The sequence below is a fragment of the Streptomyces echinoruber genome, from assembly GCF_014651135.1.
Taxonomy (GTDB): Bacteria; Actinomycetota; Actinomycetes; order Streptomycetales; family Streptomycetaceae; genus Streptomyces; species Streptomyces echinoruber.
Genome location: NZ_BMWH01000012.1, coordinates 106,952 through 129,809, shown reverse-complemented (window position 1 = coordinate 129,809; position 22,858 = coordinate 106,952). Strand labels below are relative to the sequence as shown.

Here is a 22,858-nt window from a genome sequence, read left to right as displayed (position 1 = left end):
ACGACACGCTCGCCCCCGGGCGCGGGTCCGACCGCTGTCCCGCTCCGCTCCTCGTGCGCCGGCGGGCAGGCCCGTGCCGGCTGGTCCTGGTCCCGGCCGCACGGCTCCGGCTCTGCCGCATCCGTGCGGCCGGACCCGTGCGGCCGGCGGCCGTCCGCCCCGTCGGGCGTTTCGCCTGTCTCCGTGCCGCGGGACGCGGCTGGTGGAGCTCGGCGGCTCTTGCCTACCGGTCCTGGGCCCGGCGGCCCGTCGCCGAGGCGAAGCCCAGCCAGGTGTGCCGGTTGCCCGCCCAGCACCAGCCCACCTTGGGCGCGTTGCGGCGCTCGCGGCCGTCCCGCCCGGTGCCGTTGCTGATCCAGACGGCCGGCGTGCGGGCGTCCAGCGTGCCGTCGGCCCTGCGCAGCCGGGAGCCGATGGTCATGAAGCAGTGGTTGCGCTCCAGGACGGCGGGCTGCTGCAGCACCCAGTGGATGCCCTCGGTGAGCAGCAGCGGGGTGCGGGCCTGTGCCGTGAGGGCGGGCAGGGCCTCGTTCGGGCTCCAGTTGGCCATGTGGTCGCCGCGGTCGAGGCCGGTGAGGAGGTAGAGCGGAGCGTCGGGCAGCTCGATCGTGTCGAGCGGGGCGAAGAGATCGACGTCGGACATGTCGGCGACGACGAAACCGGCCTTGCCGTCGCGGCGGAGCAGCGGCGCGAGGGCGGAGGCGGGGACGCGGTCCGGGTGGACGGTGAGCAGGGCGCCCTCCCCGCCCGCGGGGCACTCTCCGGCCGCGGGGCCCTCCCCGCCCGCGGGGGACTCTCCGGCCGCGGGGCCCTCCCCGCCCGCGGGGGACTCTCCGCCCGCGGGGGACTCGGCGGCCTCGGCGAAGGCGCGCAGCTCGGCGGCGGGCAGCCCCGCCAGCTCGTGCACCCCCAGCTCGATCAGCCGCTCGGCCTGCGCGGTCGGGGCCGGGAGGGCGGGGAGAAGGGCAGGGATGGCGTGCGAGGTCTCGGGCACGGTACTCCCAGGGGTGGCGACGCGGATGGACCCAGGGCCAACGAAACGGCTCGCCGGAACGTTCCCGCCGCCGCTGCCTTCGCACTCCCTGCTTCTCCCGTACGGTCCCCATGGGCCACCTCTCTCCTCCGGCTGTCCGGGTCTCCTCCGGCTGTCCGGGGGTCACCGGCCTTCCGGCGCGGACGGCCGGAATCGTCGCTCCGGCGACCGAAACGGCCGGTACTGCCAGGGGCGTCCCGGACCCGGTGGCACTCCCCGGGGAGTAGGCGGCGAGCCGACCGCGCGGACCGCCCGGTCGTAAGGACGCGCGGGCCGGGTACTCGGCGCAGCGAACCGAGACCTGCCTGGTGGGCCGACGGGCCTCCGGCAGTCGATTCGCGCAACGGAGGCACACATGAGCACGGTCAAGGAAACAGTGGAAGTCGACGTCCCCGTCCGCGCCGCCTACAACCAGTGGACCCAGTTCGAGGAGTTCCCGAACTTCATGGAGGGCGTCGAGGAGGTCAGGCAGCTGGACGACCGCCACAACCACTGGACCACCAAGATCGGCGGAGTGCGCCGGGAGTTCGACACCGAGATCGTGGACCAGCTCCCCGACGAGCGCATCACGTGGCGCACGACCTCCGGCGACACCCGGCAGAAGGGCACCGTGCGCTTCGAGCGCGTGGACGACGCCCACACCAGGGTGGAGCTGGTGATGGAGATCGAACCGACGGGGGCGGTGGAGAAGGTGGCGGACCTGCTCGGCACCATCGACCGGCGCGTCAAGGGGGACATGAGGCGCTTCAAGCAGTTCGTCGAGGAGCGCGGAGCCGAGTCGGGGGCGTGGCGCGGGCGCATCCGCCCGGGGGACGCGGGCCCTGCCGCCGGCCCGTCGGCCGGTGGTCCCACCGCCGGCCCGTCGACCGGTCCTTCCCTCTGACACTCCGGCCCCGCCCGGAACTCGAGGGGGACCCCGATCACTGCTGTGCGGCGGCCTCCGCTCACTGCGGCGGCCTCCGCTCACTGCGGTGGCCACGGGCGCGGGGGCCGAGCGGCGCGTCGCCGTGCCCGTGCGCACCGGAGGCGGCCGTGGGCGGCAGCAGTGATCCGGGGGGAGGGAGGTGACGGGGCCGCGCGGCCACCAGGCTCCGGCGCGGGAGACGCGAGCGCGGGGCTCGTGGTCGCCTCCCTCCCCGTGTTCACGGCGGCCGGGGCGCGGGCGTGACGGCGTACCGCCGGGCGGCGACAGCCCCGTTTATCAGGAGTCGGCTGTCTCCCTGCGGGTACGCGGCCCGTGTCGGATACGGCGGCAGGGAGCGAAACCATGTCGCCGGCAGGTCCTGCGGTGGTGTGGAAGCCGGTGATCCGGTGCCGGATATCCGCCGTCCTCCAGGGGGGAGCGACGGGCCGAAGGCGCGGCGGGCGGCGGACATGACCCGCACGCCGTGTGTTCCCGCGGGAACACGGGGCGTGGGCTGCGCCTCGACCGCCGCCCGGCAGCAGTCGGCCCGCGCCACGTCCGGCGCGACGGTCCCCTCCTGACCGGAGGTGTCGGTATGACGGCCCACGTGGACATCGGAATGATGCTGCGCCGACTGGTACAGGCCACCCACACGGTGACGTTCGAGCAATTGCCCGGCCTGATCTCCAAGTATGCGACCCAGGCCGGCCTGGACGAGGTCGCCGTCTTCGTCGTCGACCTCCAGGAGACGGTGCTGCGGCAGGTCACCGGCCGCGGCCCGGACGCGGGCTCCGGCGGGGAGCAGTTGAAGATCGACGGCACACTGCCCGGGCGGGCCTATCAGCGCGTGGCCCTCGTCGCCGAACCCGCGCGGCAGGAGCAGGGGCGACAGCGGTGGTGGGCGCCGGTGACCGACGGAGTGGAACGCCTGGGGGTGCTGCGCGCGGACGTCGCCGACGGTGACGAGGACACCGTCGAGCAGAGCCTGCGCGACCTGGCGTCGCTGGTGGCGTTGCTGATACTGAGCAAGCGGACGTTCAGCGACTCCTACGCCCGCCTGGTGCGCACGGCGCCGATGAGTGTGGCCGCGGAGATGCAGTGGAACCTGATGCCGCCGCCGGCCTTCGCCGGCCATGACGTGACCGTCGGCGCCCTGATCGAACCCGCCTACGAGACGGGCGGCGACGCGTTCGACTACGCCGTCGCCGGCAACAACCTGCACCTGTCCGTGTTCGACGCCATGGGGCACGACACCGTCGCCGGGATCACCGCCAACGTGGCGGTGGCCGCCTGCCGCAACGCCCGCCGCCAGGGCGCGTCACTCGCGGAGGCCAGCCAAGCGGTGGAGGAGGCGCTCACCGCCAACTTCGGCGCCAGCCGCTACGTCACCGCCATCCTCGCCGACCTGGACCTCGTCACCGGGCAGCTGACGTGGATCAACCGCGGGCACCACCTGCCGCTGCTCATCCGGAACAACCGCTGGACCGTGGAACTGGCCTGTCCGCCGGCCGGACCCATGGGCATCGCCCTCAAGCTGCCCATCGTGCAGCGCCACCAGCAGCTCCAGCCCGGCGATCGGCTGCTGCTGTACACGGACGGCATCGTCGAGGCCCGCGACGCGCAGGGCAAGGAGTTCGGGCACGAGCGGTTCGTGGACTTCATCGTCCGCCACCACTCCGGCCTTCAGACGCTGCACGAGACCCTGCGCCGTCTGATGCGCGCCGTCGTGGACCACCACGCCGGCCGCCTCGACGACGACGCCACCGTCCTGCTGGCCGAATGGCGCGCCGGCCAGCAGGGGCAGCTCACCCCCTGACGCCCCGCGGGCGGCGCCCGGCCACGACCGCCTCCGGAGCCGGCTGCCCCGCGCCCTGGAGAGTACGTTCGTACACATGGCGAGGGGCTGCTTCGCGGACGACCCGCGCACGAACCTGGAGCGCATGCTCGCGGGCGATCCCTGCATCGCCGACGACCCCGAGCTCGCCCGACGCCGGCAGCGGGCCGTGCGCCTGGCCGCCCGCTACCAGGGGCTGTCGTTTGGATCAGGGCGCAGGATGCCGACGGTGCCTGATCGGTGCCGGTGAGCGGGGCCTGGTGCGTGCAGCTGCAAGGCGGAGGAGGGCGTCGACGCGGAGCGTCGGCAACCGACGGCAACGCCGCAGATGCGCGTGCCAGGCCCCGCGTCTGCGGCGTGATCCAAACGACAGCCCCTAGCCGCCTACGCCGAGGACGTCGACGCCGCCCACCCTCTCGACCCGCGACCCCGCCGCGACAAGCTGGAGGCCGCGAGCCCGTCACCCTCGGCGACAACATCTGGATCGGCGGCGCCGTCGTCCTGCCCGGCGTGACCGTCGGGGACGACTCCGTCATCGGGGCCGGCGCCGTCGTCACCAAGGACGTACCCGCAGGCGTCGTCGCCGTCGGCAACCCGGCCCGTGTCGTCCGCGCCCTCTGACACCCCTGCCCGCCCTGGCCACCGGACACGCCGTTCCCCCGGCGCCGCGAACACACCCTCGAGATCGCGCCGGCACTACCGGCGTCCCACCGCACCGGTCCCCACCGCACCGGTCCCCACCGCACCGGTCCCCATCGCACCGCTACGCGCCCACCGGGCAGGGCGGCACCGCAGCGGATGCGGCCGGCCCGACGGGCCGCCCCGGGTCTACGTCTCCTCTTCCCCCGTCGCACCGCCCGCGGGCAGCCGCTCGCGGATGTCCGCCACGACCGACGAGTCGGTCGGTGCGGTGACCTCGCCGAGCGGGCGGGGCTTCGCCACGTCCCGCAGCGGGCACTGCATGATCTTGGCCCAGCAGCCGCAGCGGGGTGAGGCCGTGGAAGAGGGCGAGCGGCAGGACGACGGCGATCAGGTTTCTGTCGATGATCAGGTCGGTGTCGAAGACGCTGAGGACGCAGGTGGTCGCGGCGAGGGCGACGAGGCACCCACCGCATCCCGTCAAAGGCACCCGCCGCCTCCCGTCACACGGGCGCGCCCCCGGCGGGCGGACGGCCGAGCGCTCCCTACTGAACCCCCAACTCCCGTGCCAGCATGGCCGCTTGGACCCGGCTGCTCAGCTCCAGCTTGTTCAGGAGGCGGCTGACGTGTGTCTTCACGGTGCCCTCCGCCATCTCCAGCCGCTCGGCGATCTCCGCGTTGGACAGCCCCGCGCCGATGCAGGACAGCACCTCCCGCTCCCGCCGGGTGAGGCCGTCCAGCACGGCCGGGTCGGCCTTCGCCCCCCGCGCCGGTGCCGCGGCGAACTCGGCGATCAGCCGCCGGGTCACGGCCGGCGCGACGATCCCCTCCCCGCGCGCCACCGTCCGCACCGCCGTCAGCAGGTCCCCGGCCTCCGTGTTCTTCAGCAGGAACCCGGCCGCGCCCGCCCGCAGCGCGCCGAACACGTACTCGTCCAGGTCGAAGGTGGTCAGCACGAGTACGTCCGCGAGCCGCTCCGCGACGATCCGCCGGGTCGCCGACACTCCGTCCAGACGCGGCATCTGCACGTCCATCAGCACCACGTCGGGCCGCAGCTCCCGGGCCAGCTCCACCGCCCGTTCCCCGTCCGCCGCCTCACCGGCCACCTCGATGTCGGGGGCGCTGTTCAGGATGAGCACCAGACCGGCGCGGACGGCGGACTGGTCCTCGGCGACCAGGACTCGGATCATGCGGGGTTCCCGGGTATGTCGGCGGCCCGAAAAGGACCGGGTGCGGCCGGCGGGGCGCGGTGGGCGACGCCGCGCGGCGAACGGCTCCTCGCCCCCGCCCCGCCGGTCGGGCAGGCGGCCCGACACGATCATTGTGGCTCTCCCCCACCGAGCGGAAGCGTGGCGCGCACCGTCCACAGACCGTCTTCGGGGCCGGCCCGGAAACTGCCGCCGAGCAGGGCCGCCCGCTCCCGCATCCCGGTGAGGCCGGCACCCGAACCGGGGGCGCGCGGACCGCCGTTGGGACCGTACGGGCTGGTCACCCGCAGGTGCAGGGCACCGTCGGCCCGCTCCAGGACGACCCGCACGGGGCCCTCGGCCGCGTGCTTCAGCGCGTTGGTCAGCGACTCCTGCACGATCCGGTAGGCGGCCAGTTCGACGGGCGCGGGCACACGGTCCCGGCCGCTGCCGGGGCGGGCGTCCGGTCCGGTGCCGAGATGGCCGTCCGGTCCGGTTCCGGGGTGGCCGTCCGGTCCGGTGCCGGGGCAGGTCTCGGCGTCGGCGTCGAGGCGGACGTCGAGACCGTGGGCGCGGAAGCCCTCGACCAGGGCGGGCAGGCCGCCGAGGGTGGGGGTGGCCGTGGGTTCCAGGTCGCCGGCGCTGTCCCGCAGGATGCCGATCAGCCGCCGCATCTCGGCCAGCCCCTCGACACTGTTCTGCCGGATCACGGCGAGGGCGTCCCGGGCGGTCCCGGGGTCGTCGAGGGACAGTGCCGCGGTGGAGTGGATGGCGATCGCGGACAGGTGGTTGGCGACCATGTCGTGCAACTCCCTCGCCACTCGGGCACGTTCGGCGGTGACCGCCTGGGCGCGGTCCATCTCGGCCAGCAGCGCGGTCTGTTCGGCGCGCAGCCGGGCGGCCTCGGCGGCGTCGCGGTGGTTGCGGACGAGCGCGCCGGTGGCGGCGGGCGCGAACGCGACCACACCGACGCCCACGCCGATCAGCAGGCCCTGCGGATCGCGCCACAGGGCGGCGGGCACCACTCCGCCGAGCACGGTGAGCAGCCCGGTGATCCACGGGATGCGGCGGGCGGTGGCGGGGGAACCGTACAGCACCGCCGCGTACACCAGGTCGGTGTACAGCACCACGGTGACGATGCTGCCCAGGGTCAGCGTGTCCAGCACCAGCGCGGCGGTGCCGACCAGCAGCCCGGTGCGCGGCAGGACGCGGCGCAGCAGCTCGCAGGCCGCGGTCACCGCCAGCGGCACCAGCGGAGCCCAGGGCGCCTGCCACAGCACCAGGTCGCCCGAGGATGCCCGCGGATGGATCCCGAGGGCCCACAGCACCACTCCGCCGAGCAGCCCGCCCGCGGCGATCCGCACGTCGTCGCGGTGGGGACGGGGGAGGACGAGGGCCATGCCCCCATCCAACACGGCCCGCGGCGGCTCCGCCTGCTCCTGCGGGAGGGTCCCGGACTGCGACTTTCGCTTACGGCGGCCCGCGGCGGGTTCGTCCGCGCCGACGAGGAAAGCGGCGGGGTCTCCGGCGAGCCTGGAGGGGTGAGCGAAGGGAGCGGATCGTGGTCGTCGGGTGGGTCCTCACGTGCGAGGTGGCGTTCTGGGTGCTGCTGGCGGCCGGGTTGGCCTTCCGCTACGTCCTGCGGATGCCCCGCACCAGTCTCGCGCTGCTCCTGTGCGAGCCGCTGCTGGAGGTCGTGCTCTTCGCCGTGACGGCGATCGACCTGAGGAACGGCGCCGAACCCGACTGGCGGCACGGCCTGGCCGCCGTCTACATCGGGTTCACGGTCGGCCTCGGCCCCGCCACGGTCAGGTGGGCCGACGCCCGGGTCGCCCACCGCTTCGCCGGCGGCCCGCCCCCGGCGAAGCCACCGCGGTACGGCACGGCCCGCGCCGTGCACGAATGGAAGGTCGCGGGCCGCTGGATCCTCGCCTCCCTGGTCGCTCTCGCCCTGCTCCAGTCCGCCGTCTGGTACGTCGGCGACGACGGCGACACCGGATCGCTCCGGGCCTGGCAGATACGCATGCTGTGGGTGATCGGCATCAACGTGGTGATCGCCGGCAGCTACACGCTGTTCCCGAAGCGGGAACGCTGACGCTCCCCGCCCGCCGCCCCGCGGCACGCCCGCGAGCCGCGGGGCCGGTCGTCGCCCGGCCCGGTCCGGCGTCTCGGCCGGGTCGAACCCCGCCGGCCGCGCCGGGGCTTCGCCGGGACCGAGAACCGCGGCGCAAGCCCCGTCCGGACGCGACTGATGACCGGTGGCGTTGGGCCCGGCCCATCGCGTCGGCTTCAGCTTCGCTCTTGCATGCCGCCACCTCGTGCAATCGACAGGGCAATCGTCCAACGCGCCTCTGGAACCAGGGGATTCAGCTGGAACCAGGGGATTCAGCGGCATCTGCCGTTCCCGCACCACCCGGGCATCAGGGCAGGGCGTGGGTGGAGCAAGCAGCCCGGAAGGGTTTGCGATTGCCTGTCATGGGGAGGATTTCGGCTCGCCGGCAGGTGTCCGTCGCAGTACGGGTCAGCACGGCCATTGCGTTGACCCCGCTGGACCGTTCGCTGCGATACCGCTCGATGGCGCGCTCGGCGTCCTGGCCGACGTCGGTCAGGACCTCCTCCACCAAGCAGAACGGGCAGCCACGATCCAGCCGGGCGGCCAGGACACGAGGCCGTCGGCCGGTCATGCGGACGGCGACGAACCCGGTGCTCGAGACTCCCACCGTGGTCGTCTCGGGGCCGTCGGGCCCACAGGCCGCGAGCAGTTGCTGCCGCAGGTGCCGCTTGTCGACCACCGGGATGGGACGGGTCAACGCCTGGATGGCAACGGCCACGGCAGCGCCCAGCATGCACAGTCCGGCGACCACCCATGCCACGGCCGCCGGCCAACCCGGGGCCCAGCGCTCGGCTGCGACCACACTCGCCGTGCCCCAGAACGCCAGGCTCAGCCGGTCGATCCAGCGCGGCGGGTCGTGTCGCCAGATGCGCAGCAGGTCCCACAGGGTCAAGGACAGCGCGACGACCACCCCGGCAGAGGCTGCGTTCACAGGGCCCTCCCCAACCGTCCAACGAATGGATTCTCACAAGCGTCAGGAAGAGATACCCGGGCTGGGTACGAGGGAGAACACGAGAGACAGATGGTCATGAAGACGGCGCATGAAAGTCACGGTGCACTGCTGTGATCGCACAGGTTGGCCAGTTGGCCAGGCTGCACGTGGCTCTGCACTCGAACGCGGGAGTCGTTTCGACGTGACTGCGGGAGTCATCGTCCGACCGAGTTCGCGAGGCGGCTTGTCCTGACGTCACCCGTGGACCTGCGGTGAGACCCGGGGGCTTCCGAGGCAGTGACCCGACAGTGACCCGACAATGGCCCGACAGTGGCCCGACAGTGACCCGACGAGGACAACGCAGCAGATGGTTTCTCCTCCGCGACCTTCCACCAAGGCGTGCCGTACCAGCGGGGTGTGCGTGAAGCCGCCCGGCCGGGCAGATCACGGTCCTGGCTAGTCCCCGGTCCCCGGCGTCATCAGCCGGACGGTCTTCGTCACGGTGGCGGCAGGACACACGCGCTGCCACAAGTCCATGGTCCGCCGTATCTCCTCGGTCGTCGTGCCGCACCACCGACCGCGGCGGCCCAGGACGCCTCGACGAAACTTCAGCTCCAGCCTCAACTGGCCGTCGCTGCCGATCGACTCCTCCGGCCATGGGGTGAAAACCAGTTCCACCCGGGTCACGTCCTCCGCCGCGCGTGTCACGATGCGTCCTGCGGTGGTTGTCATCCGCAGTTGTGGATTTTCGCCACCGACCACCCGCACGTCGACCAGCGACCTGAAGTCACGGACGAGGAGAACAGCCCAGATCACGAAGGCGAGCGCCGTACCGCACAGGGCGATACGGAAGAGGACACCGTCGACGCCGCCGTTGCCCGCGGTGACCAGGAGCGCCAGGGCGGCGAATCCGGCCGTGCCGGCAGCTCCCTTCAACCAGCGTGACCAGGGTCGCTCGGCGGACGGCATGTTGGCCTCCCACAGGAGGTCGTCGACCTGCATCTGCCCCCATTCCTTTGTCGCCCGCCGGCGATGGGGCGATTGTACGGACGGCGATGAGACGTCCGAAAGAAGCTGCCCACCGTCTTGGCGTGGTGGAACTCGCCGGAAAATCACCGCCGTTTGCGGCTGGTGACCGGGACGTCGCTTCGTCGGCATCCCGTGTGCGGGGATCTGCGCAGGGGCCTCGGGTCTCTCTCGGGGTTCCGCCGGCCCTGCGCGCAGCCGGGCCCCCTGCCGCTCAGCCGGCCTTGCGTCCCACGCCGCCGTAGAAGCCGATCTCCTCGGAGCCCGGCGGCGGTGGGGTGTCCGGTCGCCAGAACGGGACCTGGACCAGGCCGGGGTCGATCGGTTCGAAGCCGGCGAAGAACGCCTCGACCTCGGTACGGGGGCGCAGGTTCAAGGCGGCGGTGGCCTTGTTGCAGACGTCGCCGGCCACCGCCACCCGTCGCCGTACGTCACCGCCCGGAAACGTCAAGTCCGGCCTGTGCGGGCCCAGTTGGACCGCAACTCTTCCGCTATCTTGTTACCGCGCCGTAGTCCACGCCTCAACAAGGCCTGCCGGTGCTCCCTTTGCCTGTCTCCGGCACCGTTTCCGAGCGGAGTTCACGTGACCCGTCGTTGCGTCATGCGCATGCCTGGTACGGCCGAAGTGTTCTCGTCCGCGTGAGCGGCCGCCGGCGCCTCGCCCGTCCGTTCGTGCTTCCGCTCAGTGAAAGACCCCCGACTTCGTGACCGTCTCCCTGTACGAGGCCGAGCCGGCCGGCCGGCACGCGGCCGTCCCCACGGGCAGCCTGTTCCGGCGGATCTACGCGCCGCGCGCCTGCGACGCGCTCGCCTACTCCATGGCGACCTACGCCATGCCGCTCGTCGTGCTGGCCACCACCGGTTCCGCCTCCCTGACCGGCCTGGCCTTCGCGCTCGAGTGGATACCCCGGGTGGCCGCGTTCGGCTTCGCCGGCGCCCTGGTGGACCGCAGCGGCGCGGCCATCGTGTGCTTCCTCGCCTCACTGGCCCGCGCCCTGCTGGTGGCGGGCGGCGCCGCCGCGCTGGCCGCACTGCCGCCGGGCACGGCCGAGACCGTCACCGTCATGGCGCTGGCCGCCGTCACCGGTGCCCTGACACAGTTCGGCTTCATCGCCAACGAGGCGGTCGGCGCCGTCGTCAGCCGCCGGCTCTCCGGGCGGTCCCACAAGGTGCAGTCGGTGCTCATCGGCATCGACCAGACGGCCACCCTCGTCGGTCCGGCCCTCGGCGGCGTCCTGCTGCTCACCGGGCCGACGCGCATGCTCGCGTGCCTGAGCGTGCTGTCCTTCCTGTCCGCCGGTCTCGCCCTGCAAACCCCGCCCACTCCCCTGCGTCCGCGCCACGGGAGGCCGGGGCCGGGCGGGGGCCTGCGGGAGGGGTGGCGCACCCTGCGCTCCCTGCCGTCCCTGCGCCGGCTCGTGGCCGGGCTGGCCTGTTCCAATCTCCTGCTCGGCCTGCTGCAGTCGGCGAGCCCCGTCCTGGTGGAGGAACGCTTCGGGCGGTCCGCGGCCGCCGTCGGCACGCTCTGGTCCGTCGCCGCCGCCGCCACGCTGGTCGCGGTCGCCTGCTGCCGGCTCGCCCTCGACCGGCTGGGCCTGTGGGGGGTCGGCGTCATCAGCGCGACCGTCGCGGCCGCCGCCTGCCTCGCCGTGCCGCAGGCCCCGTCCTACACCGGCTACGCGGCTCTCGTGGCCCTCTTCATGGCGGCCGACGGCGGGCTCACCGTGGTCCTGCGCACCCTGCGCTCGCTGGTCATCCCGCCGGCGGCCTTCGGCACGACCCTGTCCCTGACCGTCCTGCTCCTGCTGCTGCCCTTCCCCGTGGCGGGCGTCCTGCTCGCCCTCACCCCGCCGTCGCTCCTGGCCGACGTCATCGGCGGGTGCGCCCTGGTGCAGGCGCTCACCCTGCTCGTGACGTTCACGCGGCTGCGCAGCGATCCCGTCCTGCGCGCCACGGCCTCGGCCCGCCCCGGGGACCGGCCGCGCGCGTGAGCCGCCGCGCGTGAGCCACCGCACGTGAGCCGCGCGTGGTCCGCCGTGCCGTGACCGCGCGTGGTCCACCGCGCGGTTGACCGCCCGGTGGCCCCGTCGTCCCACCGGCGGGGCCACCGCCTCCCGGCGCGGCCCGACGGCAGGGCACCGGGCGGCGGTTCCGGGACGGAACACCGAAAGGAGGCAGCCCCCGGCCCCACCTCCCGCGCGGCCGCCCTTCACCCTTCCGGGTCAGCTGTTGCCCGCTCCGCATGCGCTGCTCCCACCCCTCACTTTGACTGGGGTGATCATGGGAGGAGAGCACCGATGGAGCCAGAGCACCATCCGTCCGGTCCCACCCCGTCCGGTCCCACCCCGTCCGGTCCCGCCCCGTCCGGTCCCGCCCCGTCCGGCGCGTCGGACACCCTGCCGACGGGCGCCGGCAAAACCGCCGGCTTCGAGACCGCCACCCGCGCCCCCGAGGCACGGGTTCCGGCCGCACTCCGCGCGGAAGGCCGCTGGTGGCCGTGGCCGGCCGCGGCCGCGGCGGCGTTCATCGTCGCCCAGCTCCTTCTCGTGCCGCCCCGCCTCGGCCTGGGCTGGGACGAGGTCATCTACGTCAGCCAGGTCGGCCACCACGCTCCCGCCACCGCCTTCAGCGCGCCTCGCGCCCGCGGCGTCTCGCTGCTGGTGCTGCCGGTGGCGGCCCTGACCTCGTCGACCATCGCGCTCCGCGTCTACCTGGCGGTCGTCTCCGGCCTGGCCCTCTTCCTGGCCCTGCTGGCCTGGCGCGGACGGCGCCCGCCGGCGGTGCTGGCGCTGGCTGGGCTGCTCTTCTGGAGCCTGTGGATCACCGTCTTCTACGGCCCGCAGGCCATGCCGAACCTGTGGGTCGCGTTCGCCGCGCTCGGCGCGGTCGGCTGTTTCCTGCGCGCCGCGGACGACCCGACGGCTCGCCGAGCCCTGTGGGGACTCGCCGGCTGCGCCGCCGTCATGGCCCTGATGCGCCCCATGGACGCGGTCTGGGCGGCCCTGCCGATGCTGGCCGCCCCCGTCCTGGTGCGCCGGTGGCGGCGGCCGGCGCTGTTCGCGGCGGTCCTGCTGGGGATCGTCGCCGGGGCGGCCGAATGGGTCGTCGAGGCGTACGTGCGTTTCGGCGGCCTGTCCGAACGGCTGCACCTGGCCAGCGAGTTCCAGGGCGGTCTCGGCCCGCACCTGGCCGTCGGCGACCAGCTCCGCTCGCTCGCCGGGATCGGCCTGTGCCGCCCCTGCCAGGCGCCTTGGCCCCACCCCGCCGTCTACCTGTGGTGGCTCGCGCTGCCCGTCGCCGCCGCCGGCGGGGTGGTGCTCGCGCTCGCTTCCCGCGGGAGGCGCCGACGCGCCGACACCGTGCTGGTGACCGCCTGCGCGGTGACCTCCGCCGTCCCGTACCTGTTCCTCATCGACTACGCCGCGCCCCGCTTCCTGCTGCCCGCCTACGCGCTGTTCGCCCTGCCGGTCGCGGACTGCCTGGTGTGGCTGGCCCTTGGAGCGGCCCGCTCCCGGTGGCGGCCGGTGACCGCTTCCCTGGTCCTCCTCGCGCTCGCGGGGCACCTGGCCGTCCAGTACGCCGTCCTCGGCCGCGCCGTCACCCGCACCGACGCCTCCCACCGGAACTGGCAGCGCATCGCCGACGGCCTGCAACGGCTCGGCGTCCGGCCGCCGTGCCTGGTGAGCGGCCCGGCGACGGTCCCGATCGCCTACTACGGCGGCTGCCTGTCCATCGCCACCACCGGACCCAACGTCAACATCACGACGGCCGGGATCCTGGCCGCCGCCCGCGACCACAACGTCGCCGTCCTCGTCCCGCCGGGCGGCCGGCCGCCCGGCTACGCCGCGGCCTGGCCGTCGCACCCGCTGCCCGCCCCCGGGACCCTCGCCCGCTATCGGGTCTACATCGAGCCGCGCCCGTAGCGGGCCGGCCCGCCGCGTTCCCCGCGCCGCCCCGGCCCCGTAGCATCCGCCGGGCCGCGACGGCCGGGGCGGTGCGAGGCGGTGCGGGGCGGCCGGGTCGGCGCGGGGAACGGCCGACGCGCTTCGTCCCCTCCGAGTCGGTCGAACCGGTCGGGCCGGTCGGGCCGGTCCACCACGGCGACATCGGCCCGACGGGCCCGAATTCCCGACTGCGGCAGGCGGGTGGGTGCGGGGGGCTCGCCGTTTCCCGTGGCAGGCGCCGGGCACCCGCCGCCCATGCAGACGCGTCCCGTTCCGGTCCGGACCATCCTCGCCGCCATCGGTCTGGTGCTCGCCACCTACCTCCTGCTGCAGTTGGTGGTGCAGACACGCCGTGTACTGGTGTGGACCGTGATCGCGCTGTTCTTCGCCGTCGCCCTCCACCCCGCGGTCGACGCGCTGGAGCGGCGGGTGAAGCACTGCCGCCGCTCGGTGGCCACGTTGCTGGTCTTCCTGGCCGCGATCGTGGTCATCGGCGCGCTGGTCGCCCTGTTCGTCACTCCTCTGGTCCAGGAGGGGACCCGGCTCGCCGGCCGTCTGCCCGGGATCATCCAGGACGCCCGCGCCGGCCGCGGGCCGATCGGGGACCTGCTCGAGCGCACGCACGCCCTGCGGTACGTCCGGCAGCACCGGGAGCAGATCCGCTCCTTCGCCACCGGGCTGGGCACACCCGCCCTGGCGTTCGTCCGCAGCGCCGCGACCACGGTGGCGGGAGCCGTAACGATCTTCGTCCTGGCCTACCTGATGGTGCTGGAGGGCCCCAAGGCCGTCGACGGCGCACTGGCCCTGGTGGACGAGGCGCGGGCCGCCCGCATCCGCCGGGTCGGAGCCGCGTGCGCCCGCACCGTCACCGGCTACCTGACCGGAAATCTGCTGATCAGCGTCATCTGCGGGGTGCTGACCTACATCGTGCTGCTGGTCACCGGGGTGCCGTTCGCCGGCCTGCTCGCCCTGTTCGTCGCCCTCGCCGATCTCATTCCCCTGGTGGGGGCCACCCTCGGAGCCGTCGTCGCCTCCGTGGCGGCGTTCATCCACTCCCTGCCGGCCGGCATCGTGGCCGTCGTTTTCTTCATCGTCTACCAGCAGGTCGAGAACCACCTCCTGCAACCGGTCATCCTGTCGCGGACGGTGAAGCTCAACCCCCTCACCGTGCTGCTGGCCATCCTGATCGCCGTCGAGCTCGCCGGGATCCTCGGCGCCCTGCTCGCGATCCCCGTCGCCGGCATGATCCAGGTCGTCCTCCGCGACATCTGGGAGCACCGCGACGGCCGGCCGCTGAAGCTGCCCATGCGGGGGGACAGCAGGCCCGAGATCCCCCACCGGGCCGCCGGCGACGGCGAATGACCGCCCCTCCGCGGTCGCGGTCGCGGCCGCCTACCCGCTTCCCCCGCGCCCCGGCCCCCGACTCCCCCGGTCACCGGCCACCGGCCACCGGCCACCGGCTCCCCCGGTTCTCCTGGAGCGGTCCCGTGGGCCTGCGGCCGGGGCACGAGCACCCGTCACGACGGTTCGCAGACGGCGAGGTGGTCGGCGTGACCGTGCTCGCCGAGGTATCCCTCGCCGACCGTGCTGACCGCGCCCGGCGGAAGCGTGCGGCACGGGCTCGTCGCGCCGTCCTGGTAGACGACCGCCACGCTCACCGTGTCGGCGCAGTTGTTGGCGGCGCTGGTGTACCGCCAGCTTTCGTGCATCACCACGCACGACGGGGCCGCCTCGAACGCCCGGGGCGCGGCCGAGGCCGCTCCCGGAAGGGCGAACGGGAGGATCAAAGACGTGACGAGTCCCGTGGTCGCCACAGACCGTTTCATCCACCTCTGCACTGCTTCACTCCTCGATCCTGTTCCAGGGCGCGTACAGGAAATCCACACAGTCGCCGCGCACGAGCGCATGATGCGTTCAGGACCTGAAGGTTCCAGGGGTGCAGGACTGCGCACAACGCCCGGCGCCCGCTTTCGGACAGTCCGGTCGTTGCACGGGTGGAACGCCGTGAGCTGCGGGAACGCGGCGTCGGCCGCGTCCGCTGCCGAGGTGACGCTTCAACCATTTCAGTGCGGCCCGGCGGGCCCGCCCCGTTCGGCCAGGCAGCGGCCCCGAACGCCGACCGGGCTCTCGGGCGGCTGCAACCGGACGGGAACGAGAGTTGTCGCGGCAGGAAGCCGGGCGGGCATGCGGAACCGCGGTCCCGCGGACCGGGCGGCTCTCCCGCGGGGCGGCGGGCGCGGCGACTCCCGCTCCCGGCCGGTGGGTTCACGACGGCGTGCCGCCCGCCGCGTGCCACCGCCCGGTGGTCCACGAGGACGAACCCCGGCCCAGCGGGCAGCTGGTGAGCAGGGTCGCGGCATCCGCGCCGACCGGGCGCCGGACGGTGTGGTCGGCGGGAGGCAGGCCCTTGCCGGTCAGCCACCTCTCCAGCGCCTCGAAGGCGGAGCGGTGGCAGGGGACCATCGGGCGGAGCCGGTCCGGGAAGGCGTCGACCAGCGAGTCGGTGTGCGTTCCGTCCTCGATGCGGTAGTAGCGCAGCAGGGCTCCCCGCCCGGCCTCGCGCACCATACGGGCGTACACGTCGGAGTCCTGGCTGATGGGCAGCAGCACGTCGAGCGTGCCCTGCAGGGTGATCAGCGGTCTGCCGATGCGTCCGGTCAGCGCGATGCGGTCGACGGCGCGGCGGACCGCGGCCGGCCGGGTGGCGTAGTCGTAGTCGGCGTCGCAGCCGGGGGTGCCCGAGGCGCAGAAGGGGGTGCCCGCCTCGGTCGCCCCGTCGTAGCCGGGGTCCAGTTCCTCGCGGTAGATGCGCTGGGTCAGGTCCCAGTAGACCTGGTGGTGGTAGGGCCACAGGAACTCCGAGCCCGCCGGATAGCCGGCCTGGTGCAGGGCCCTCAGAGCGTTCTCGGCTCCGGGCCCGCCGGCGGCGTACACGGGGTAGTGGCGCAGCGCGGGCGGCAGGAAGGTGAGCAGGTGGGGGCCGTCGGAGCGCCACAGGGTGCCCTCCCAGTCCACCCCGCCGTCGTACAGCTCGGGGTGGTTCTCCAGCTGCCAGCGCACCAGGTAGCCGCCGTTGGACAGGCCGGTGGCGAGGGTGCGGGCGGGAGCACGGCGGTAGCGTTGCGCGACGACGGCACGGGCGGCCCGCGTGAGCTGGGTGAGGCGCGTGTTCCATTCGGCGATGGCGTCGCCGGGCCTGCGTCCGTCGCGGTGGAAGGCGAGGCCGGTGTTGCCCTTGTCGGTGGCGGCGAAGGCGTAACCGCGCGCGAGCACCCAGTCGGATATCGCGCGGTCGTTGGCGTGCTGCTCGCGGTTGCCCGGTGTCCCGGAAACCACCAGGCCGCCGTTCCAGCGGTCGGGAAGCCGGATGACGAACTGCGCGTCGTGGTTCCAGCCGTGGTTGGTGTTGGTGGTCGACGTGTCGGGGAAGTAGCCGTCGATCTGGATGCCGGGGACACCGCTCGGCGTGGGCAGGTCCTTGGGGGTGAGCCCCGCGAAGTCGGCCGGGTCGGTGTGGCCGGAGGCCACCGTTCCGGCGGTGGTCAGCTCGTCCAGGCAGTCGGCCTGCTGGTGGGCCGCGCCCGGTACCCGCAGCAGGGCGCGTCCGGCGCAGTGGCCGCCCGGTGCTGCCTCCGCGCCGGCGGCGGGCGCCGCGGCGGCCGGGGCGGGGACGAGCGAGCAGGCGGCCGCGAGCGACAGCGCGCCGAGAACGGCACGCCGCCGGGGCCGTCCGCGGGGTGGGGCGGTGGCCGTGCGGGGTGGGAGCATCCGGTACCTCCGAGTCGAGTGGTGAACGAGTGATGGACGAGCCGGAGGCTAGGGGCGCGATCACCACACTGCACATGTGTGGGCCCGCCATGGCGGCGGCCCGGACAAGGGTTCCGGACACCATGGCGGGCCATTCACCTCACCGAATACGACGGTGGTGGGCGCCGACTGCGTGCCGGCTGCGTGCTGGCTGTGCGCCGACTGCACGCCGGTTGCGTGCCGGCTGCATGCGGATCAGGGGCAGCCGCTGTCGGCGATGGTGTAGTAGCCGGTGGGTGATTCCTTCAGGGTGTGGGTGACGAAGATGTTGTACAGGCCCATGTTCTGGTTCGAGCCCTTGGCGTAGGTGTAGCCGCCGCTGGTGGTGGCCCGCCCCGCCTGCACGTGGGCGTAGTTGCTGCCCGTCCAGCAGGCGGCCGCACCGCCGGTGGTGGTGGCGGTGATCGTCCCCGAGCGGGCTCCCGCCGTACCGGCGGCGTCCCGGGCGGCGACCGCGTAGCCGTGCGAACTCCCCGGCTGCAGGCCGGTGTCCGTGTACGACATGCCGCCGGTCGTCCCGACCGGGGTGCCGTCACGGTAGACCACGTAGTCCGCGGCACCGCTCACCGCGTTCCAGCTCAGGCTGATGCCGGTGTCCGTGGCTCCGGTCACCGCCAGCCCGGTGGGCGCGGGCAGCGAGCCTGTTCCCGTCCCCGGTTCGCCGAGACCGAAGAACCGGGCGATCCAGTGGCTGGAGCAGATCGAGGCCGGGAAGTACGGGGCGCCGGTGCTGCCGCACTGCTCGGGCCCGGTGCCGGGGTCGACCGGGGTGCCATGGCCGATGCCGGGGACCCGGTCGACCTCGACGGCGACCGTGCCGTCGGGGGCCACGTACTCGTCGTGCCGGGTGGCGTCGGGCCCGATGTCCGTGGTACGGGTGGGGGTCTGGGACAGCCCGTGCAGGGCCGTCCACTGGTCGCGCAGTTCGGTGGCGTTGCGCGGCACGACCGTCGTGTCCCGGTCGCCGTACCAGATGGCGGCGCGCGGCCACGGCCCGGTGTACGAGGGGTACGCGTCGCGCACCCGCCGGGCCCACTCGTCCGGGCTGAGGTCGACCCCGGGGTTCATGCACGTGTAGGGGCTGTTGTCCTTCGTGCAGTCGTAGGGCAGGCCCGCGACGATCGCGCCGGCCGAGAAGACGTCGGGATAGGTGGCGAGCACCACCGCGGTCATGGCACCGCCCGCGGACAGGCCGGTGACGTAGACCCGCCGGGGGTCCGCCCCGTAGGCCGAGACGGCGTGACCGGCCATCTGCCGGATCGAGAGGGCCTCGCCCTGGCCGCGCCGATTGTCGGTGGCCTGGAACCAGTTGAAGCACTTGTTCGGGTTGTTCGAGGAGGTGGTCTCCGCGAACACCAGCAGGAACCCGTCGCGGTCGGCGATCCGGGGCAGCCCGGAGTTGTCCGCGTAGACCTGCGCGCTCTGCGTGCAGCCGTGCAGCGCGACGACCACGGGCGGGTTCGCGGGCAGCGAGGCCGGCCGGTACACGTACATGTTCAACGCTCCCGGATTCGAGCCGAATCCGGTCACCCGCGTGAGCGCGACCGCGGCGTGCGCGGCGGGCGCGGGACCGGCGAGAGCGGCGCCGAGGACGAGGGCGAGGACGGCGAGGAGGCGGGGCACGAGACGGCTCCACCGGTCCCGGGGCCGTTCCTGGGGTGGGGGCGGGGGCACTGGCATGGGGCGGCTCCTTCGCTGGACGCCGGATGCGTGCGCGGTCCTGTGGGGTCGCCGGCGCGTCGCCGTGCGCCGGAGGCACCCGGCGTGCGGAACCGTAGAACCAGGCGTGTCCCGGCGACATGGTGCCGGGCACCACAGGGGGGCTCGCGCCGGTCGGCCTCCCACGGATTGCGCGGTCGCCGTCCGGCCTGCTAGCGGCACGTCCGTCCGCGGCACGGCGGGCGACGGCAGGCGGGGGTGAAGTCCCGGTTCTGGAACCGGACTTGTCGCCCTGTCACGCTTCCTCGGCCATCCTGTCGCGCTCCCCCCGGGCCGTCCTGTCGCACTCCCCTGGGCGGTGTCCCCGCCGGTCAGGGGCCCGTGCGTTCGTACCGGCCCTCCGCAAGGCGGGTCGATCGGCCCGGACGGGCGTGCCGAGCCCCGCGTCCGCCGCACGATCCGTCAGTTTGGAGCCGGGGACTTCGAGAACGGAGCTCCGCTTTCGCCGACAGGGCCGCGGGAGGCGTGCAGGAAGTGGTTGATCTCGCTGGTCGGCACCGGGCTCGTCATGATCACCCTGCGGGACCTGTTCCACACCCTCTGGCACCCCACCCGCCACGGCGGCCTGAGCCGCCTCGTCATGACGACGCTGTGGCGACTGGCCCGGCGCTTGCGCGCCCGCAGGCGCGTGGTCGGACTCGCCGGACCGCTCGCCATGGTCACGGTCGCGGGCATGTGGGCCGCCACCGTCGTCCTCGGCTGGGCCGTCATCCACTGGCCCCACATGCCGGGGGCGTTCACCTTCTCACCCGGTTCCGAGGCGGCACAGGAACCGGCGCTGCTGGACTCCGTGCACCCGTCGCTCGTCCTGGTGACCACCCTGGAACTGGGGGACATCGCACCCGGCGAGGGCCGGCTCCGCCTGATGTCGCCGTTGGAGTCCCTCGTCGGCTTCGCCTTACTGACGGCCACGGTCTCCTGGGTGCCGGAGATCCATCCGGCGCTGATCCGCAGGAGGGTCCTGGCCGTCCGGCCGGCGGTACTGCGCGGCTCCGACTCGGTGACGCAGCAGATCGACTGCACCGCGGGGGCGCTGCTGCTGGACGGCCTGGCCACTGAAGTCGTGCGCGTCCGCACCGACTTCACCCAGTACGCCGAGGCGTACTACTTCCACGACGGTGAGGACCGCTCCTCGCCGGCGGTCATGATCGACTACGTCTCCACCCTCGCCCGGCGCGGACAGGTGGCACGGCGGCCGGAGGTGCGGCTGGCAGGCGATCTGCTCGCGGGCGCGCTGAAGGACCTCGCCGCCGTCCTCGACCGGCTTTTCCTCCACACGGGTGACACACCGGCGGAGGTCTTCGCCGCCTACCCCGCCGACCACGGCCGCACGCAGCCCTGAAGCCGGAGCCTGCTCCGAGAAGGGCGGTCCCGCCGGCCTGCGCCCGTTCCGGGGCGGGGCGGGACGCCGAGCGGACTGCCGCCGCCGGGCGTACGCGCCGCGCCCCGGCTCGGACGGGCGGCTCGGGCAGCGGCTCAGGCGACGGCCGAGCGCAGCCGGGCCAGGATCTCTTCGAGGACCGGCCGGGAGGTGGCGAAGTTGAGGCGGGCGAACCCCTCGCCGCCCGGTCCGAAGTCCGGTCCGTTGCCGAGCATGACGCGGGCCCGGTCGAGGAGCGGCGTCGCGGGATCGGGCCCGAGCCCCAGCCCGCGCCAGTCCGTCCAGGCGAGGTAGGTCCCCTCCGGCAGGTGCAGCCGGACGGTGTCCGGCAGTCCGGCGGCGACCAGGCGCCTGTTGCGGTCCAGGAGGCGGAGCACCTCCTCGAGCCAGGCGTCGCCGTGCTGCCATGCCGCGAGCGTGCCGAGCACCCCGGCGTTGCCCGGCTGGCCCAGCAGCAGGGGCGGCAGCGCGTCGAGAGCGTCGCGCACCCGTGCGACGGCGACGTCGGCGACCGAGCAACGCAGCCCGGCCAGATTGAAGGCTTTGCTCGCCGAGGTCATGGTCACCGTCCGCCGGGCCGTTTCGGGGGCGAGCGCGGCGAACGGCAGGTGCTCGTGCGGCCGATACACGAGATCCGCGTGTATCTCGTCGGCGATGACGAGCAGATCGTGGCGCTGCACCACCTCCGCCATGGCGGACAGCTCGGCACGGGTGAACACACGGCCGGTCGGGTTGTGCGGGTTGACCAGGATCAACGCCCGGCACCGTCGGCGGGAGACGTCCGCCGCGAACCGCTCCGGGTCGAAGCCCCAGCCGCTTCCGGTGTCCACCATCGGTATCGGCACCAGGCGCCGCCCCATGCGTTCCAGCGTCTCCAGGAACGGCGGATACGCGGGCGTGTGCACCGCCACCGCGTCCCCGGGCTCGGTCGCGACATGCAGTACCGCCTGCACCGCCTGTACGACCTCGGTGAACACCCGCACGTTCGCCGGCTGCGGCGCGTATCCGTACCGCCGCGTCATCCGCGCCACGAACGCCTCCACGAGCGGATTTTCCCGGCCGTCCCACCAGGGGTATCCCAGGTCGTGCCCCAGCGCTTCGACGAGGGCCGTCCGCACGGGCTCGGCCACGGGGAAGTCCATGTCGGCGACCCAGGCCGGCAGTGCCCCGCGGGCGGTGGCCGCGGCCCACTTCAGACCGGGGCGGCGCGACAGCGTCGATACGGTGAGACCGTCCAGGTCTTTCAGGTCGTCCGAGCCGTACAGGTCGTCCGAGCCGTACAGGTCGCCCGAGCCGTACAGGTCGTCCAGGTCGTCCAGGTCATCCGGCATGGGGCCGAGCGTAGACAGCGGACCGGGCCTTGCGCAGGAGTGCGGAAGTGTCCGCCTGCGACCGCGCGGCCCCGGCCGGTCGCGGGCGCCGGCCGGGGCGGGTCAGGAGTCCTGCCCGCCGAGCAGGCCGGTCACCAGGCGGCGGGCGTAGCGGGCGTCCAACTGCCCGGAGCGGAAGAGGATGCGGTACATCATCGGGGCGACGACCCGGTCGAGGACGGTTTCGACGTCCGGCGCCCGCTGTCCCCGGGCGGCCGCCCGGTCGAGGATGACGTCGATCTGCTCGGCGGCGTAGGCGGAGCACTGCCCGGCGTTGGTGCCGTCGGGGTCCCCGAGCAGGGCGTCGCGGATGTAGGCGCGGCCGGGGGGAGAGGACATCTCCTCCAGGAACTCCTCGGCCCAGGCTGTCAGGTCCGAGGCGAGGTCGCCGTGGTCCGCGGGGGGCGCATCGGGGCGCAGCCGTTCCACCGCCACGTCGGACAGCAGCTCCTGCAGGTCGCCCCAGCGGCGGTAGATGGTCGACGGGGTCACTCCGGCACGCGCGGCGACGAGCGGCACGGTCAGGGCGTCGCGGCCCACCTCGGAGGTGAGGTCGCGCACGGCCTGATGCACCGACTGCTGGACCCGGGCGCTGCGCCCGCCGGGGCGCACCATCGGCTTGCGACTCATGATCTTCACCTTAAAGCCATGACTTCCACCCTTAAGCCCTTAAGGCAAAGGAATTACTTTTAGCCGGACATCGACCCGGCCTCACTAAACCTAAGGATTAGCTTTAGTGTTCCCGCGAGGAAGGTCGCCGCCATGCCGGAAAACCGCTGGAACCACACGATCGCGCCCCGACTGCGGGCGCTGGCGGACCTGCTCCGTGCGGGCGTATGGCCCAGCGGGGCCCGGCGACGGACACTGAAGCCACCGGCCCACCGGCCCACCAGGCACCAGGCCATCGGGCCGCCGAGCCACTGGGCCGCTCGCCGGGACGGAGGGTGCTCTCCCACCCCCCAGCGGCGTG

At 73.7% G+C, this 22,858-nt stretch carries 19 protein-coding genes and 1 pseudogene; 9 read left to right on the top strand and 11 right to left on the bottom strand.

Annotated elements, in window-relative coordinates:
* Positions 1–223: 223 nt before the first annotated feature.
* On the bottom strand, positions 224–994 hold the full coding sequence (locus IE225_RS16215; RefSeq protein WP_190058220.1) for a DUF5701 family protein: 771 nt from the start codon (positions 992–994) through the stop codon (positions 224–226).
* Between the two features lie 394 nt (positions 995–1,388).
* Here IE225_RS16215 and IE225_RS16210 point away from each other — a divergent pair, with 394 nt between their 5' ends.
* The 4 genes and pseudogenes from IE225_RS16210 to IE225_RS34035 form a co-directional block, all read left to right on the top strand.
* Complete coding sequence (locus tag IE225_RS16210; RefSeq protein ID WP_190058219.1) at positions 1,389–1,916, top strand: SRPBCC family protein; 528 nt, start codon at positions 1,389–1,391, stop codon at positions 1,914–1,916.
* Between the two features lie 616 nt (positions 1,917–2,532).
* Entirely contained in the window at positions 2,533–3,753 is a 1,221-nt protein-coding gene (locus IE225_RS16205; RefSeq protein ID WP_229879609.1) for a PP2C family protein-serine/threonine phosphatase, read from the top strand.
* Positions 3,754–3,829: 76 nt separating this feature from the next.
* Positions 3,830–4,021 (top strand): maltose acetyltransferase domain-containing protein, encoded by a 192-nt coding sequence (locus IE225_RS34040; RefSeq protein WP_373303201.1) that lies wholly within the window; start codon positions 3,830–3,832, stop codon positions 4,019–4,021.
* Positions 4,022–4,180: 159 nt separating this feature from the next.
* Positions 4,181–4,392 (top strand): annotated as a pseudogene (locus IE225_RS34035) (DapH/DapD/GlmU-related protein); the annotation flags it as partial.
* Between the two features lie 563 nt (positions 4,393–4,955).
* On the opposite strand, the gene IE225_RS16195 reads toward IE225_RS34035, so the two are convergent.
* Together IE225_RS16195 and IE225_RS16190 are read right to left on the bottom strand one after the other, a co-directional pair.
* On the bottom strand, positions 4,956–5,600 hold the full coding sequence (locus IE225_RS16195) for a response regulator (protein WP_190058218.1): 645 nt from the start codon (positions 5,598–5,600) through the stop codon (positions 4,956–4,958).
* 128 nt (positions 5,601–5,728) lie between these two features.
* Positions 5,729–6,997: a sensor histidine kinase gene (locus tag IE225_RS16190; RefSeq protein ID WP_190058217.1), complete on the bottom strand. Its 1,269-nt coding sequence runs from the start codon at positions 6,995–6,997 to the stop codon at positions 5,729–5,731.
* Positions 6,998–7,158: 161 nt separating this feature from the next.
* On the opposite strand from IE225_RS16190, the gene IE225_RS16185 reads away from it, so the two are divergent.
* A complete protein-coding gene (locus IE225_RS16185) occupies positions 7,159–7,692 on the top strand; it encodes a hypothetical protein (protein WP_190058216.1) in 534 nt (177 codons plus the stop codon).
* A gap of 325 nt (positions 7,693–8,017) precedes the next feature.
* On the opposite strand, the gene IE225_RS16180 is transcribed toward IE225_RS16185, so the two are convergent.
* From IE225_RS16180 to IE225_RS16170, 3 genes are all read right to left on the bottom strand, one after another.
* Positions 8,018–8,641 (bottom strand): hypothetical protein, encoded by a 624-nt coding sequence (locus IE225_RS16180; protein WP_190058215.1) that lies wholly within the window; start codon positions 8,639–8,641, stop codon positions 8,018–8,020.
* Positions 8,642–9,097: 456 nt separating this feature from the next.
* A complete protein-coding gene (locus IE225_RS16175; RefSeq protein ID WP_190058214.1) occupies positions 9,098–9,643 on the bottom strand; it encodes a hypothetical protein in 546 nt (181 codons plus the stop codon).
* Between the two features lie 238 nt (positions 9,644–9,881).
* A complete protein-coding gene (locus IE225_RS16170; protein WP_373303200.1) occupies positions 9,882–10,118 on the bottom strand; it encodes an SAM-dependent methyltransferase in 237 nt (78 codons plus the stop codon).
* A gap of 253 nt (positions 10,119–10,371) precedes the next feature.
* On the opposite strand from IE225_RS16170, the gene IE225_RS16165 reads away from it, so the two are divergent.
* From IE225_RS16165 to IE225_RS16155, 3 genes are all read left to right on the top strand, one after another.
* A complete protein-coding gene (locus IE225_RS16165; protein ID WP_190058213.1) occupies positions 10,372–11,658 on the top strand; it encodes an MFS transporter in 1,287 nt (428 codons plus the stop codon).
* 306 nt (positions 11,659–11,964) lie between these two features.
* Entirely contained in the window at positions 11,965–13,590 is a 1,626-nt protein-coding gene (locus IE225_RS16160) for a glycosyltransferase family protein (RefSeq protein ID WP_229879607.1), read from the top strand.
* 276 nt (positions 13,591–13,866) lie between these two features.
* Positions 13,867–14,973 carry an AI-2E family transporter gene (locus IE225_RS16155; protein WP_190058212.1) on the top strand — a complete coding sequence of 369 codons (1,107 nt, stop codon included), beginning with the start codon at positions 13,867–13,869 and terminating at the stop codon, positions 14,971–14,973.
* A gap of 155 nt (positions 14,974–15,128) precedes the next feature.
* On the opposite strand, the gene IE225_RS16150 is transcribed toward IE225_RS16155, so the two are convergent.
* From IE225_RS16150 to IE225_RS16140, 3 genes are all read right to left on the bottom strand, one after another.
* Positions 15,129–15,437, bottom strand: a complete 309-nt coding sequence (locus tag IE225_RS16150; RefSeq protein ID WP_229879606.1) for an alpha-amylase inhibitor — start codon at positions 15,435–15,437, stop codon at positions 15,129–15,131.
* A gap of 439 nt (positions 15,438–15,876) precedes the next feature.
* Complete coding sequence (locus tag IE225_RS16145; protein ID WP_190058210.1) at positions 15,877–17,379, bottom strand: 3-hydroxybutyrate oligomer hydrolase family protein; 1,503 nt, start codon at positions 17,377–17,379, stop codon at positions 15,877–15,879.
* Between the two features lie 234 nt (positions 17,380–17,613).
* On the bottom strand, positions 17,614–19,098 hold the full coding sequence (locus tag IE225_RS16140; protein WP_190058209.1) for an extracellular catalytic domain type 1 short-chain-length polyhydroxyalkanoate depolymerase: 1,485 nt from the start codon (positions 19,096–19,098) through the stop codon (positions 17,614–17,616).
* A 517-nt stretch (positions 19,099–19,615) separates the two neighbouring features.
* On the opposite strand from IE225_RS16140, the gene IE225_RS16135 reads away from it, so the two are divergent.
* On the top strand, positions 19,616–20,479 hold the full coding sequence (locus IE225_RS16135) for a two pore domain potassium channel family protein (RefSeq protein WP_229879605.1): 864 nt from the start codon (positions 19,616–19,618) through the stop codon (positions 20,477–20,479).
* Between the two features lie 134 nt (positions 20,480–20,613).
* Here IE225_RS16135 and IE225_RS16130 read toward each other — a convergent pair whose 3' ends face one another.
* Together IE225_RS16130 and IE225_RS16125 are read right to left on the bottom strand one after the other, a co-directional pair.
* Positions 20,614–21,849, bottom strand: a complete 1,236-nt coding sequence (locus IE225_RS16130; RefSeq protein ID WP_190058208.1) for a MalY/PatB family protein — start codon at positions 21,847–21,849, stop codon at positions 20,614–20,616.
* Between the two features lie 102 nt (positions 21,850–21,951).
* A complete protein-coding gene (locus IE225_RS16125) occupies positions 21,952–22,518 on the bottom strand; it encodes a TetR/AcrR family transcriptional regulator (protein ID WP_190058207.1) in 567 nt (188 codons plus the stop codon).
* Positions 22,519–22,858: the final 340 nt, after the last annotated feature.